Below are 13,504 nucleotides of genomic sequence, written 5' to 3' on the forward strand. Positions count from 1 at the left end.
CGCGTTGCAGGTGGCGTTCGGCATCGGTAATGCCCAGCGCCCAGACCGGCGCATACAGGTTTTCTTCGACACTGAGATCTGGAATGAGGCGGCGATCCTCGGGCGCGTAGCCAATACCCAGCGACGTCCGTTTGTATGCCGGCAGGGCTACCAGATCCTGGCCATCCATTTGGATGCTGCCTGACTCGACTGGCAACAAGCCCATGATGGAGCGCATCAGGGTCGTTTTGCCCGCGCCGTTGCGCCCCGTGATCCCCACGATGGCCCCACGCGCGACGCTGAGCGCCACCTTGCGCAATATCGTGGTGGTACCGATCTTCACATTGAGGTCGCGAACGTCAAGCATGGGCGCCCTCTTGTGCAAGCGGGGCCCGCAGCGGCCTGCCGATGATGTATTCGAGAACCTTTTCGTCTTGCATGACCTCTTCTGGAGATCCGGCCGCCAGGATGGCGCCGTCGTAGAAAGCCAGAACCCGGTCGCTGTAGCGACGTACGACCTCCATGTCGTGCTCGACGAACATGGCGGTGACTTCGGCCTCGCGGACGATCTTCATGATACGGTCCATGATTTCGAATTTTTCGGAGCTGTCGACCCCGCTGGTGGGTTCATCGAGCAGCAGGACGCGTGGATCCGCGACCATGGCCAGGGCAATGTCCAGCAGCTTGCGCACGCCTTCGGGCAGAATGCCCGCCAGGGAACCAGCGAACTGGGTGAGTTCGAACCGCGCCAGAATCTCTTGGGCTTGATCCAGCGGCTTGCCAACGATACCCAGGGCGGTCTCGACGTTTTCGACAGCCGTCAGAGAGTCGAACAACTGGGGAATCTGGAAGGAGCGGGCAATCCCCATGCGCGTGATTTCCCGTGGCGGCCGGCCGGTAATTTCCTGGCCATCGAAAAAGATCTGGCCCTGATCAGGCTTCAGGTAGCCCGTGAGCATGTTCACGAACGTGGTCTTGCCCGCGCCGTTGGTACCGATCAGGCCCGACACGCTGTGAGCGTGGATGTCGACCGTGATGTCGCGCGCCGCAAATACGGCGCCGAACTGCTTGCGCAGATTTCTGGCAGAGATGAGAACGATGGATTCGGACATGCTCACCCCCCCCTGGCCGACGAGCGCAACCACAACCTGGCGATGCTGATCAGACCGCCTGGCAGGAAAATGATGATGACCAGCATACTGACACCGATGACGATCTGCCACGCATTGGGCACGTACTGAAAAGCCAGCGAACGGATGAGTTCGAGCGCGATGGCACCAAGAAATGGTGCATACGCATTGCGCGTGCCGCCGAGGATGGCGATGAACAGGAATTCGCCCGAAGTGGTCCAGAAGGCAAGATCGGGGTCGATGTGACCAATGCTGAACGACGTAAGCCCCCCGCCCAGCCCCGCCAGAGCACCGGCCAGGGTGTAGTTCCAGAAAATATTGCGCCGCGCCGAAGCCCCAAGGTATTCGACGCGGATCTCGTTGTCTTTCATGGCGGGCCCGAGGCGCCCCATGGGCGTGGCCAGATAGCGCTGCACGGCCCAGATGCTGACGCCCACCACCACCGCCGTGATGATGAACATCGTGCGCCGCGACAGCGCGCCATCGGCCAATAAGAAGAATCCGGGCGACAACACGTTGAACCCATCGCTGCCACCCAGTACCGGGTTGCGAATGAGCAGGCCATACAGGATCATGGTGAAGGCCAGCGTGAGAATGGCAAAGAAAATGTCACGATAGCGCGACAGCAGAACCCCCAGCAAAGCGGCGATCAGCGCAGCCGATACCGTGGCAAGCAACAGCAGCGGCACCAGGTCGCGAATGCCCAGATAGCTCATGGCCATGCCCACGGCATAAGCGCCCGCACAGTAATACAGCCCCTGGCCGAACGACACCAGCCCACAGCGCAACAGCAGCACCAGCCCCAGGGCGGCCAGCCCCTTGGCCAGGGCCACCACGACGACGAACTGCCATGATGACAGGCCGATGCCCAAGGCAATCAGGACCAGCGTGGCAAGCAGCGCGATCAAAGCGTGCTGCTGCCGCAGCATTGACGAGACTTTCATATCTTGCGGGGCTCCGCGGCAGCAAACAGACCCATGGGCCGCACGATCAGAACCACGGCCATGACGGCATAAATGGAGAACAATTCGACCTCGGGAAAATAATGGACGGCGAACGAGCGCACCAGCCCGACGATCAGGGCGCCCAGGGCAGCGCCCGGCAGGGAACCCAGCCCGCCGATCACGATGACCGCAAAAGCCAGCACAATGACCTCGACCCCGATTTCAGGGGCCACCGAGATGGTCGGCGCCGTCAGGGCCCCGCCCAATGCAGCCAGAATGGATCCGGCCACGAACGTGACCAGGAAATAACGCTGCACATTGATGCCCAGCGCCATGCTGATCTCGCGGTCGTGGATGACCACGCGCAGCAGCTTGCCCGGCCGCGTGAATTTGAGAAAGAGCGCCAGGCCCACGCCCGACAGGATGGCAGCGCCCAGGATCACGAAGTTGTAGTTCGGGTAATACAGCAGGCCGATATTGAAGCTGCCCAGCAGGCCATAAGGCTGTGAAATGATGTAGGGCTCGACGCCCCAGATCATTTTCACCACATCTTCCAGAATCAGGAAAATGGCGTATGTGACCAGGAGAAGCACGACCTGGTCTTCTTTGTAGAAACGCCGCAGGATACCGCGCTCGACCACCACGCCCAGTATCAGCCCGCCTATGACACCTGCCAGCAGCAACAGCAGATAGCTGTAATAGGGGTTGTAGTCGCCTGCCAGCCAGAAACCGACGAAAGTCGCCGCCACGTACGCCCCGAGGGTGTAGAACGCCCCGTGCGCCAGGTTGAGGATTTTCATGACGCCGTAGATCAGGGTGAGCCCCACGGCCACCAGGAAAAGCCAGGCGGCATACATGATCCCGTCGATCATGGCAGCAGGCAACATCAACATGGGATCCCCCTTAGTGCTTCATGCCGTTTTTGATCCAGTCTTCGGACTTCACCCCTTCAGGCGGGGTGACGACTTCCGATGGGTAGCGCTTGACGTGCTCGAAGGTGAGCTTGCCATCGACGTTCTTCGCGGTACCGTAGACCACTTCCTGTACCGCCTGGTGGCCATTGCCCAACGCCATTTTCACTTCGCCGGATGGCGACACGAAGGTGAGGCCCTTAAAGGCCGCGATGATTTGCTCGGTATTCGGCGCCTTGCCGCCGTTGTCGGCCTTGGCCTTTTCATAGGCGGCCTTGGTGCCCAAGATGGTCTGGGCCATCTTGTAGGATGGATACCAGGGATCCCCCTTGATCTGATCCCGATAGGCGTTGCGGAACCAGGTATTGAGTTCGGAGTCGGGCGCGAAGACGCCATGCGGCCCCCGTGCGCCGATGATGGTGCCGTCTGGGATCTTGATCTTGTTGTCGTGCGTGATGGTTTCACCCGTCGTGAGGATGGTGGGCACGTGCTCCATCATGCCACGCGGCTGCGCCTGCACGATCAGGCCTTCGAGGTCGCCGCCATAGAAGCTCGAATGCAGGATGTCGGGGTTGGACGCCATGATGGCCGAGATCTCGGCGTTGTACTGCCCCGCCCCCAACTTGGGCATCTGCGACGTGGTGAGCTTGACGTCTGGCTTGAGCTGCTTGAGCGCCCCTTCGAAATCGCGCCAGGAATCCTGGCCCCAGGCGTAGTTCTGGTTGATGCCGGCATAGGTTTCCAAGTTGGGTTTCTGATCGACCGCATACATGGCCGCACCGACGTTGTCCATGGTGCCATGGGCCACTGGACGGAATACATAGTGATGCGTGTCGTCCTCGAAGATGCGGGGCGTGCCGCAGTCGTACAGCATGGTCAGCGTCTTGAGCTCTTCCGCTACCGGTGCAATCGCCAGGCAGTTGCCTGACGAAGTATAGCCGATCACCATGTCGACGCCGGCCCGATCCACCATGTTGCGGAACTCGGTCACTTGCTGGGAGGTGCCGCCACTTTCATCGATATAGACGAATTCGAGCGGTGTGCCACCGAAGCCGACGGAATCGTAAGGCGCGGGCACCTTGCCGGCATTGAGCTCTTCGAAGAGCACTTCGGCGCCATGGCGCGCCGGCACCCCGAAAGGCCCGGCCGCGGCGCCCGACATGAATGTGACGATCCCCACCTTGATGGGTTTTTCGTCGGCCTGGGCGGTGCTACCCAGCGCGAATAATGCGACGGCCACAGCGGCCGAGATCACCTTGATCTGATGAGACATGCTTCCTCCGGAGTGTGAAAGCGGTGGCCTTTGGTTGGGAGCCCCGCGGAGACGGACGCGCACCTGACGGCCAGAGTGTGAGTTCGCCGATAAGCAATATTTTGACACTGCGTGCAACATTTTTCGACAATACCGCTAACGAGAAAGCATAGAACACGTCGTAGACACAATGCAATGGGCATGACCCCACCATCGCCCGATCCCGGCATGCAGCAGTAGAATGGGGTCATGAACACATCCGCACCCTCACTCGAAGACCGCATCTGCGGCGCCATTCTGGGCGCCTACATTGGCGATGCGCTGGCCCTGGGCCCACACTGGTACTATCAGCTCGACGAGCTGCGCGCCACCTATGGCCCCTGGATCACCGATTACACCGAACCGCAGCCGGGCCGATACCACGCGGGCCTCAAGGCCGGTCAGTCCGGGCAGGCCGGCTTCATTCTCGACCTGCTGTTGCAGTCCCTCACAGCGTGCGGGGGCTACGACGAAGCCGACTTCTGCCGCCAGCTCGACTCGGGCCTGTTCCCGCTGCTCGACGGCACGCCGATGAACGGTCCAGGCGGATATACTAGCCAATCCATACGCGAAGCCTGGCGCAAGCGCATACAAGAGCACAAGCCATGGGGCCAGGTGGCTGGCCCGGCCGATACCACCGAAGCCGCTGAACGCGTCCTGGCCCTGGCCGTGCGCTATGCACGCCAACCCGCCGCGCTGGCACGGTACGTGTCGAGCAACACCGCCCTGACACAACGCGACACCACGGTGATGGCAATGACCGTCGCGTATGCCTCGGTGCTTGGCAGCCTGACCCGCGGCGAACCGCTCGACGCAGACACATCCGGGCGCCTGATGGCACGGGTGCACGATGGCAGCCTGCCGTTTCACAGCGTTACGTCCGCGGGCGAAGACACCCCGCCCCCGGGGCCCGAGGCCACCCGCCATGCAGGGCAGTTCCCGTCACCCGACGCCTTGCTCACGGTGTCCTGCGTGGCCCGGGCGGCCGCCGATCCTGGCTGTCAGATCGACCCCGCCTGGAAAGTCTCCCTGGTCTATGGCATGCCCTGCGCGGTCTATCATCAATTTCCGGCAGCGTACTATCTGGCGGCCCGCTTCCAGGGCGATGTCGAGTCCACCCTGCTGCATGCGGTCAACGGCGGTGGGCAGAACCAGGCGCGCGCCATGCTGGCGGGTGCGCTCAGTGGCGCAATCGGTGGGCTGCAGGCCATCCCCGAGCGCTTCATCGCCGGCCTGGAGCATCACGAAACCCGGCTGGCTCTGGCCCGGACACTGGCCCGGCAAGCCGCTGCTGAACCCGCCGAAGCCTGAATCTGCCGAGGCTTGAACCTGCCGAAGCCTGAATCTGCCGAAGCCTGAACCCGCCGAAGCCTGAACGAGCCGTCCGCCGCCTCAAGAAACAGACGGTTGGCCCTGCAATCCCACCGAAGACACGATCGGCCAATAGATACGCAGCCAAAGCAGGAAACCCGCCGCCCAGAACACCGCCGCCCAAGCGTAGGGCGTGCCGGGCACGGACCACGCCAGGCCGAGCCCCGGCAGCGTACGCGCCGCCATCGCCAATACCAGGCAGATGCCCGCCAGCCGGATGCCGGGCGCAAACGCCAGCGGCAAGCCCGCATGCAGCAAACCAGCGATGGAGAACACGGCCAGCACGCCCAGGCCCAGGCCCCCCATGAACGCCACGTGCAGTCCGGCGGCCGGTGCAATCGGCAAGCCCAATGCGCCCAGCCCCAAAAGCCCCAGGCCCAGGCCGGCAAACAAGCTGGCGGCGGCCAACATGAGAATCTCCGGGCGCCAGATCGCACGCCCGATGAACGCCTCGCCCACCCGGTCCAGGAAAGCCGCGCCAGCGGCCAGCGAAAGCCAGGCCTGAACCGTAGGTGACAGCCCCGACACATTGGCGGCCAGCAACACTACGACCAGCCCCGGGGCCAGATTCTGGCGGCCAGGATGCGGTCGATACGGTGTCGTGCCTTCTGTGGGATCCAGCACGAGATTCGTGATCGGCACGCTCACGCGAGCCAGCACCAGGCCGAGCAGGCCGAGAAAGGCGAAGCCGGCGCGGTACAGTGCGGCCTGGGCGAGCATCGGATCCTGGGCGTCAAAAGCCCATGCCACCATGATCCTGGCGAATAGAAGAAATACCAGCCAGACCACAAAGGCCAGCAGGCGGTCCGTTCGCTTTTTCAAGGACACCCCAGCCACGTAGTACAGAAGCCAGACCAGCCAGCCAAGGTCGCACGCGGCACCCAACCATACGAGGGCATCGACCCCCCAAAAGCCCACCAGGCGCCCCCCCAGCCACAGCAGCGCCATGCCATAGAGTGCCCGCCCCCGCAAACGGCCGGTATCGGTCCATTCCGGCACCGCCGTCGTCATGAAGCCAATCAACGCGGCGCCCAGCATGCCGAAAATCATTTCATGCCCGTGCCACAGAAACGCCGGCGTGGTGCGCACCCCGGGCAGACCCAGATCGAATACCAGTATCCACTGCAGCGGCCACACGGCGGCATACAGGGCCCCCAGCGGAAAAAAGAGGCGGAACCCTTCGTCCCCCAAGGCGGACCACAAGGACACCGCCCGTTCGGCCCGATTCGAACTGAACATCATGTCCAGGCACGCTCGTCGACGTCGTGCACATGCCCGAACAAAGGGTCGTCGTGCACGAAATGCTGTACCCACTCGAAGACGCTGCGCTCATCGCGCGCACCCGGCCGCCCGGGCACGGTGCGCGCGCCGGCGATCCCGCGGCCATGCGCATCGAGTACGACGATCCGATGCGCCATGCGTGTCGCCTCGTTCAGGTCGTGCGTGACGAACAAGGCGGCAAACCGCGCGGCAGCGGCCGCCTCGATGACCACGTCCTGCATGCGCTGCTTGAGCGCGACATCCAGGGCGGTGAATGGCTCATCGAAATAAATGAAGTCCGGGTTCACGGCCAGCGCACGGGCAATCGCCACCCGCTGGCGCATCCCCCCGGAAAGTTCCGCCGGATACTTGCCCAGGTCCGCCGGATCGAAGGCCGCCTGCCGTGCCGCATCAGCGACGCGCGCCCGACGAGCCGTGCGGCCGACGCCGCGCACGCGCAACGGATAGCCGATGTTGTCTCTTGCAGTGGCCCAGGGCAACAGCCGGGGCTCTTGAAAGACCATGGCATGACGGTCATAATGGCGGCGCACGACACCGTGCGATGGCTCCAGCAGCCCGCTGGCGACATGGATGAGGGTCGACTTGCCAGACCCGGATGGACCGACCAGCGCGACGACTTCCGCGCCCGAAATGCAGAGATCGATGCCCTCCAGCACCTTGCGCCCCAGATAGCCATGCCCGACCTGTGCGAGCTCCAGCCTGTTCACCGCCGAACCCCCCAAGGCTGCGCGGCCGCCCGCCAGCGCTCGAATTCGGCGCGGACCGGATGTACCACGCCATATTCAACGGCAATCAGCGCCGCCACGGCGATCAGGATCCAGGCCAGGGCTTGCGCCACGTCGAGATTGGCGCGGCTGCGTGCGAGCTCGCCACCGATCCCCCCCAGGTTCGCCAGCAATTCGGCCATCACGGCCACTTTGAACGCGATCCCCAATGCCAGGACCAGGGCCGGAAACAAATGGGTCGCCACATGGCGCAAGGATAACGTGGTCAAACGCTTCCAGGGGCCCGCCCCAAACGCCTTGGCCATCGCATCGAGCCCACGGTCACGCGACATCACGCCTTCGGCCACCCCCACGAAGACCACCGGCGTAGCCGCGAGCAGGATGGTGACCGCCACGGTACCATCCGACGATCCGAACCAGATCATGGCCAACACAATCCAGGCAATCGGCGGCACCCCCAATATGACCGTCACCAGCGGGCGAGTCAGCCGCAATGTAGCCGGCGAATAGCCAGCAGACAGCCCCAGCAGGCCGCCCGCCAGCCCCGCTGCCGCGAACCCTTGCAGGGCCCGTCCCGCCGTCAGCAGGATCAGGTCCCAGGTCGCCTCTTCGCCCAGCACGTGCCAGGCGGCCTGCAGCGTGGCGAGCGGCGCCGGCAGAATGAAGTCGCCGTAGGCCTCGTGGCCCACCTGCCAAATGGCCGCCAGCAGGCACAGGGCCGCCACCCCGGACCAGGCGGACCACACGAACCGGCCAGCCCGCCCCAGGCGATCCAGTATGAACGCCATGATCACGCCCTTCGGTGCGACGTCATGAACGCCTACAAATAGAAGCCATCGTCAGGAAGATGCCCGCCGATGATGCCGGAATCCCGCTCGGCCAATACCGACAGCATGGCTTCGATGGGCGCCTTCTGCGCGCGCGCCGGAACCGCCACCAGCTTGGAAGGCGGAATCGAGGCCTCGAGTATGGCCACCGGATACTCCAGCGCGGGCGCCGCCCGGGCGGCGGCTTGCGCCGGATCCCCGTTGACGGCAGATGCGGCCTCGGCCAGCAGCGCCTGCAGGGCCTGAGCCAGCCCAGGATGCGTATCTGCGTTCGTGAGAGGGCCGACCAGCGCCAGACCGGCCTGCGGCAGGATCGGACCAAGCCCCGTGAACTGCCCCCAAACCTGCTGGACGTCCACGGCCCGGCGGATGAGCTTGCCCTGCCCGCGGCCCCGGGCGATCGCCGCCGTGCAAGCGGGCTCGGGTGCCAGCACGGCATCGACGCGGCCTGCCAACAGCATCTGTATGGCCTCGGTGGGTGTACCGCTGTTCAAAATGGTGAGATCCTTGCCGGGGTGCAGGTCTTCGTGCGCCAACAACCGGGCCAGGACCAGATCAGGCATGTCGTGGCGAAACGGCACCGCCAGGGTCTTGCCCTTGAGCGATGCAATGCTGTCGATCGCCGGATCCGCCGAAAGAACATACAGCAGCCCTTGTGTCATCACGTTCAGCAGCTTGAGCTTCATGCCCCGGTTGTACAGGTTTGCCGCCACCTGCACCGGCAGCACCACGGCCTGCATGGTGCCCGAGCTCAGGCCGGCGCGCATTTCATCTGGATTGCGCCACACTTTCAGGCTGGCCGTGCGGGCAACCCCGGGCAACCCCCCCGACGCCATGGCCTGGGTCAGGATAATCGAGGGCCCCGACGGTGGCCCATACAGAACGAGCGACTCGAGCGGCGCCGCCCGCGCCGTGTGCGGCCAGCCGCCCAGCGCCGAAGCCAGGATGCCCGTACCCAGGCCGGCAAGAACGGCGCGGCGACGACGGAGAAAGGAATGACTGATCTTGGACATGATGACCTCGGCACGGTATAACCAAAGTGTAGTCGATAATCATTATCATTCATATATCGATGATTCACCAATATGTCGATGATTCACCAGGCCCCATGCTCTTCCGGAACAAAACGAACCAGCCATAACGCCAGAAGGCGAACCAGGGCAAAGACGGCATAGGCCCAGGCCAGTACCAGGCTCACGTCGCCCTGGCGGGCCATGAGTGCAGCCAGAATGGAAATGGTCATGATCGCGCCGACCTGCAGGGAGAGCGAGCGCAAGGCGGCCAGCATGGAGGAGGACTCGGGCGCCAGTTGCAGGCCGGCATTGCGCATGGCCGGGTTGATCGCGCCATTGCCGGCGCCGACGAGAAAGGCGGCAAAGGCCAGCCAGGTGTATGGATCGATGCCGCCCGCGGAGGGCAGCGCCAGCAGGACCAGGCCGACGATGGTGATCAGGCTGCCCACATAGAGCGGCATACGGTAGCCGGTGCGCCGCAACAGCAGGACCGCCACAAGTGAGCACACCATCGCGGCCACCCCTTGCGCCGTCAGCAGCGTCCCCGACCCCAGCGCACTGATGCCGTAGCGGTTGGCGGCATACAGCGGCACGAGCGCCATGGCGCCGATGATGAAGCCCGTATAGACCATGTTCACCAGATTGACCACCCCGAAGCTGGGTCCATAAATAAAACGGGGCTGTATGAAAGGTGCCGGCACCCGGCGGATATGGCGCAGGAACAGCAGCAGGCAGGCCAGCGCCAGGCCCGAAAAAAGCACGATGGTCCACACCGACTCGTGGGATTCGCCCAATATGGTGGCAGCCAGCATGCCGGACAGCAGGCTTGTGCCCAGCAGCAGAATGCCCGGCACGTCCATGCTCCGCGCCACCGTCGGTGTACGCCCCGCATCCCTGGGTATGGTGCGCCACGCCAGCAGGAGAATGACCAGGCCGATCGGGATGTTGACGTGAAACACGTCGCGCCACGAGCTATAAGCCACGAAATAACCGCCAAAAATAGGGCCTATCATCGCGCCGATGGGGAAAATACTGCTGAACAAGCTCACGTAGCGGTCGCGCGCAGTGCCGAAATGATCCACGATGATACCGGTCGCGGTCGGCGTGAAGCCCGCGCCACCCGCCGCCTGCACGGCGCGCAGCGCAATCAGCACATAGATGTCGTTAGCCAGCCCACAGCCGGCCGACGCCAGCGTGAAGACCAGTGTGGAGGCAAGAAACACGCGGCGCTTGCCAAAGCGTTCGGCCAGCTTGCCGCTGACGGGCAGCATCAGGACGAAGCCGAACGAATACGCAGTGATGGTCCAGCTGGCGAGGTTGATGGAGGTATCCAGGCCCTGCTGGATTGCGTTCAATGCCGTCGCCACAATGGTGGAATCGACCGCCATCATGAGCAGTGCCAGTGCCACAGTGGCAAAGATGGTATTGCGTGGAATGCCGACCGGCGGGGTCTGGGTCATGCTGCACGCGCCTTTTCGGCAACCGGTGTGGCCAAGAGGATTCTGGTGGGCTGTGAGCGACTCGAACGCTCGACCGACGGATTAAGAGTCCGCTGCTCTACCAACTGAGCTAACAGCCCCCGGAAAAATATTTTTCGAAGAACGAAACTATACATCAAAACCGGGTCAAATGTCTGCGGCCAAACGCGCCGCCAACCCGATGTAAGCCCGTGGGGTGAGCGCCAACAAACGCGCCTTGGGTTCGGCCGGCAGGTCCAGACCCGCGATGAAGCCCTGCAAGGCCTCTTGTGTGATGCCCCGCCCGCGCGTCAGCGCCTTGAGCTGCTCATATGGTTGCGGCAGACCGTAGCGGCGCATGACCGTTTGCACGGGTTCGGCCAGGATTTCCCAACAGGCGTCGATATCGGCATCGACTGCCTCGGCGTCCAGTTCGAGTTTGCCCAGGCCCCGCAGACAGGCCTCGCACGCAACCACCGTGTAGCCCAACGCCACCCCCAGATTGCGCAGTACCGTGGAATCGCTGAGGTCGCGCTGCCAGCGCGATATGGGCAGTTTTTCGGACAGATGGCGCAACAGCGCGTTGGCCAGACCCAGATTGCCTTCGGCGTTTTCAAAATCGATTGGATTGACCTTGTGCGGCATGGTCGATGAGCCGACTTCGCCCTCGCGCAGGCGCTGCCGGAAATAGCCCAGCGAAATATAACCCCAGAGATCCCGGTTCAGATCGAGCAAAATGGTGTTGGCCCGGGCGATGGCGTCGAATAGTTCGGCCATCCAGTCGTGGGGTTCGATCTGGATGGTGTAAGGATTCTGGGCCAGGCCCAACCCCTGGAGCACGCGAGCTGAAAACGCGGGCCAGTCGACATCCGGGCAGGCTGCAAGGTGCGCGTTGTAGTTGCCGGTGGCGCCGTTGAGCTTGGCCAGCGGCTGGACGTCGGCCACGGCCCGTATGGCCCGCTGCAGCCGGGCCACCACATTGGCCAGCTCTTTACCCAGGGTGCTGGGTGTGGCGGGTTGCCCATGGGTGCGCGACAGCAGGGGTTGGCCCGCATGCTGGTGGGCCAGTTCCCGCAGGCGCTGCAGGATCGATTCGAATGCAGGCAGCAGACAGCTCGAACGAGCCCGCTGCAGCATCAGCGCGTGCGCGGTATTGTTGATGTCTTCGGACGTACAGGCAAAATGGATGAACTCCGCCGCGGCGGCCAACTCTGGCGTATCGGCCACCTGCTCCTTGAGCCAGTATTCGACGGCTTTGACGTCGTGGTTGGTTTTACGCTCGATGACCTTGATGCGCGCCGCATCCGCCTGCGAGAATTCCTGCACCACCCGCAGCAGGCGCGCACGCGCAGCCGCATCGAAAGCCGGCAGCTCGGGCAGGCCCAGCGTCGACAGCCCAATCAGCCAGGCGACTTCGACCTCTACCCTGTGGGCCATGAAGCCCGCTTCGGACAACAGCGGACGCAGGCCTTGCACCTTGGCTGCATAGCGGCCGTCGAGCGGGGACAGGGCCGTGAGTTCGGAGAGCGATGAATCGATCAGCATGAAAAGTACCTGCAGCCCGTTGGTCGGGGGCTGATGAAAAGAATAGCCGGGAAGCCATTCTAGCATCGCCGGCGGGCCACCCACGAGGCCAGCCACACGCGCGAGAGCCGCACAAACCGGATTCAGACGGCTTGTCAAGCCCCTGGAGCACATAAACCACAGTCCATCGAACCCACCAGCCATCCTGCTATACTTTTCAGGCCTAGAACTATCCCGCTGCGCCATGAAACTGATTGGCTCTCTGACCAGCCCGTATGTCCGCAAGGTGCGTATCGTGCTGGCCGAGAAAAAACTCGACTACGAGCTCATACTCGACGACCCCTGGGGTCCAGCCACACAACTCGCCGCCCACAATCCGCTGGGCAAAGTGCCGTGCCTCATCATGGACGAAAGCGGGTCCCTGTTCGACTCCCGCGTGATCGTCGAATACCTCGACACGCTGTCGCCCGTGGGGCGCCTGATTCCGCCACCAGGGCGCGAGCGGCTCGAAGTCAAGCGCTGGGAGGCCGTGGCCGACGGCATCATGGATGCCGCTGCAGCCGCCTATATCGAAACCCACCGCCGCCCGGCCGATAAAACCGATCCGCAGTGGGTCGAACGGCAAATGGCCAAGATTCATGCCGCACTGGATTACATGAACACCCAGTTGGGCGAACAGACCTACTGCGTGGGGGTCAATCTGTGCCTGGCCGACATCGCCGTCGGTACGGCGCTGGGTTATGTCGACCTGCGCTTCCCCAATCTGGGCTGGCGCGCCAAGCACACCCAGCTCGACCGGCTGGCCGAAAAGCTCAATACGCGGCCGTCATTCGCCAATACCCGCCCCCCCGAGGCCTGAAATCACGCCCCCGCCCAGGCACACGTCGCCCTGGTACAGAACCGCTGATTGCCCTGGTGTAACGGCCCATTGCGCCTGCTCGAACAGCAGCTGGAAACAGCCGTCTTCGACCACCGACAGGCTGCAGGGCGCGTCGGCCTGACGGTAGCGGCTCTTGGCCCCATATGGCCCTGGCGCGGGCGGCTCGCCCGC

General features: G+C 63.6%; 14 protein-coding genes and 1 tRNA gene. 2 read left to right on the forward strand and 13 right to left on the reverse strand.

The window, feature by feature from the left end; translation table 11 throughout:
* From WCZ84_RS11785 to WCZ84_RS11805, 5 genes are all read right to left on the reverse strand, one after another.
* On the reverse strand, positions 1–346 hold a 346-nt coding region (locus WCZ84_RS11785; protein ID WP_372686475.1), incomplete at its 3' end, for an ATP-binding cassette domain-containing protein.
* Positions 339–1,091 (reverse strand): ABC transporter ATP-binding protein, encoded by a 753-nt coding sequence (locus WCZ84_RS11790; protein WP_372686476.1) that lies wholly within the window; start codon positions 1,089–1,091, stop codon positions 339–341. The genes WCZ84_RS11785 and WCZ84_RS11790, both read right to left, overlap by 8 nt.
* Positions 1,092–1,093: 2 nt before the next feature.
* Positions 1,094–2,053 (reverse strand): branched-chain amino acid ABC transporter permease, encoded by a 960-nt coding sequence (locus WCZ84_RS11795; RefSeq protein WP_372686477.1) that lies wholly within the window; start codon positions 2,051–2,053, stop codon positions 1,094–1,096.
* On the reverse strand, positions 2,050–2,946 hold the full coding sequence (locus tag WCZ84_RS11800; protein WP_372686478.1) for a branched-chain amino acid ABC transporter permease: 897 nt from the start codon (positions 2,944–2,946) through the stop codon (positions 2,050–2,052). Before WCZ84_RS11800 ends, WCZ84_RS11795 begins: the two co-directional genes overlap by 4 nt.
* Positions 2,947–2,956: 10 nt before the next feature.
* A complete protein-coding gene (locus WCZ84_RS11805; protein ID WP_372686479.1) occupies positions 2,957–4,237 on the reverse strand; it encodes an ABC transporter substrate-binding protein in 1,281 nt (426 codons plus the stop codon).
* Between the two features lie 228 nt (positions 4,238–4,465).
* Here WCZ84_RS11805 and WCZ84_RS11810 point away from each other — a divergent pair, with 228 nt between their 5' ends.
* Entirely contained in the window at positions 4,466–5,566 is a 1,101-nt protein-coding gene (locus tag WCZ84_RS11810) for an ADP-ribosylglycohydrolase family protein (RefSeq protein ID WP_372686480.1), read from the forward strand.
* 81 nt (positions 5,567–5,647) lie between these two features.
* Here WCZ84_RS11810 and WCZ84_RS11815 read toward each other — a convergent pair whose 3' ends face one another.
* From WCZ84_RS11815 to purB, 7 genes are all read right to left on the reverse strand, one after another.
* Positions 5,648–6,868 (reverse strand): NnrS family protein, encoded by a 1,221-nt coding sequence (locus tag WCZ84_RS11815; RefSeq protein ID WP_372686481.1) that lies wholly within the window; start codon positions 6,866–6,868, stop codon positions 5,648–5,650.
* Positions 6,865–7,614 carry an ABC transporter ATP-binding protein gene (locus WCZ84_RS11820; RefSeq protein ID WP_372686482.1) on the reverse strand — a complete coding sequence of 250 codons (750 nt, stop codon included), beginning with the start codon at positions 7,612–7,614 and terminating at the stop codon, positions 6,865–6,867. The genes WCZ84_RS11815 and WCZ84_RS11820 overlap by 4 nt, the downstream gene beginning before the upstream one ends.
* Complete coding sequence (locus WCZ84_RS11825; protein WP_372686483.1) at positions 7,611–8,420, reverse strand: ABC transporter permease; 810 nt, start codon at positions 8,418–8,420, stop codon at positions 7,611–7,613. The genes WCZ84_RS11820 and WCZ84_RS11825 overlap by 4 nt, the downstream gene beginning before the upstream one ends.
* Before the next feature lie 32 nt (positions 8,421–8,452).
* The gene (locus WCZ84_RS11830; protein WP_372686484.1) at positions 8,453–9,472 is read right to left on the reverse strand and encodes an ABC transporter substrate-binding protein; all 1,020 of its coding nucleotides are present in this window, start codon (positions 9,470–9,472) and stop codon (positions 8,453–8,455) included.
* A gap of 83 nt (positions 9,473–9,555) precedes the next feature.
* Positions 9,556–10,932: an MFS transporter gene (locus tag WCZ84_RS11835; protein ID WP_372686485.1), complete on the reverse strand. Its 1,377-nt coding sequence runs from the start codon at positions 10,930–10,932 to the stop codon at positions 9,556–9,558.
* Positions 10,933–10,975: 43 nt separating this feature from the next.
* Positions 10,976–11,051 (reverse strand) — tRNA-Lys (locus WCZ84_RS11840).
* Positions 11,052–11,097: 46 nt separating this feature from the next.
* Entirely contained in the window at positions 11,098–12,474 is a 1,377-nt protein-coding gene (gene purB / locus WCZ84_RS11845) for an adenylosuccinate lyase (protein WP_372686486.1), read from the reverse strand.
* A gap of 223 nt (positions 12,475–12,697) precedes the next feature.
* On the opposite strand from purB, the gene WCZ84_RS11850 reads away from it, so the two are divergent.
* Positions 12,698–13,312 (forward strand): glutathione S-transferase N-terminal domain-containing protein, encoded by a 615-nt coding sequence (locus WCZ84_RS11850; RefSeq protein WP_372686487.1) that lies wholly within the window; start codon positions 12,698–12,700, stop codon positions 13,310–13,312.
* Here the strand turns inward: WCZ84_RS11850 and WCZ84_RS11855 are convergent.
* The coding region (locus WCZ84_RS11855; RefSeq protein ID WP_372686488.1) for an aminomethyltransferase beta-barrel domain-containing protein at positions 13,280–13,504 on the reverse strand (225 nt) is incomplete at its 5' end. The two genes, WCZ84_RS11850 and WCZ84_RS11855, sit on opposite strands and share 33 nt — an antisense overlap.

Origin of the sequence: Castellaniella sp., assembly GCF_041675725.1 — a bacterium.
In the GTDB taxonomy this organism is placed as follows: domain Bacteria; phylum Pseudomonadota; class Gammaproteobacteria; order Burkholderiales; family Burkholderiaceae_B; genus Castellaniella.

Excerpts from the sequence above, each read along its gene's own strand:
- purB (WP_372686486.1), bottom strand. The coding sequence starts at position 12,474 with ATGCTGATCGATTCATCGCTCTCCGAACTCACGGCCCTGTCCCCGCTC.
- WCZ84_RS11815 (WP_372686481.1), bottom strand. The coding sequence starts at position 6,868 with ATGATGTTCAGTTCGAATCGGGCCGAACGGGCGGTGTCCTTGTGGTCC.
- WCZ84_RS11790 (WP_372686476.1), bottom strand. The coding sequence starts at position 1,091 with ATGTCCGAATCCATCGTTCTCATCTCTGCCAGAAATCTGCGCAAGCAG.
- WCZ84_RS11850 (WP_372686487.1), top strand. The coding sequence starts at position 12,698 with ATGAAACTGATTGGCTCTCTGACCAGCCCGTATGTCCGCAAGGTGCGT.
- WCZ84_RS11830 (WP_372686484.1), bottom strand. The coding sequence starts at position 9,472 with ATGTCCAAGATCAGTCATTCCTTTCTCCGTCGTCGCCGCGCCGTTCTT.
- WCZ84_RS11810 (WP_372686480.1), top strand. The coding sequence starts at position 4,466 with ATGAACACATCCGCACCCTCACTCGAAGACCGCATCTGCGGCGCCATT.
- WCZ84_RS11800 (WP_372686478.1), bottom strand. The coding sequence starts at position 2,946 with ATGTTGATGTTGCCTGCTGCCATGATCGACGGGATCATGTATGCCGCC.
- WCZ84_RS11835 (WP_372686485.1), bottom strand. The coding sequence starts at position 10,932 with ATGACCCAGACCCCGCCGGTCGGCATTCCACGCAATACCATCTTTGCC.
- WCZ84_RS11795 (WP_372686477.1), bottom strand. The coding sequence starts at position 2,053 with ATGAAAGTCTCGTCAATGCTGCGGCAGCAGCACGCTTTGATCGCGCTG.
- WCZ84_RS11805 (WP_372686479.1), bottom strand. The coding sequence starts at position 4,237 with ATGTCTCATCAGATCAAGGTGATCTCGGCCGCTGTGGCCGTCGCATTA.
- WCZ84_RS11825 (WP_372686483.1), bottom strand. The coding sequence starts at position 8,420 with ATGGCGTTCATACTGGATCGCCTGGGGCGGGCTGGCCGGTTCGTGTGG.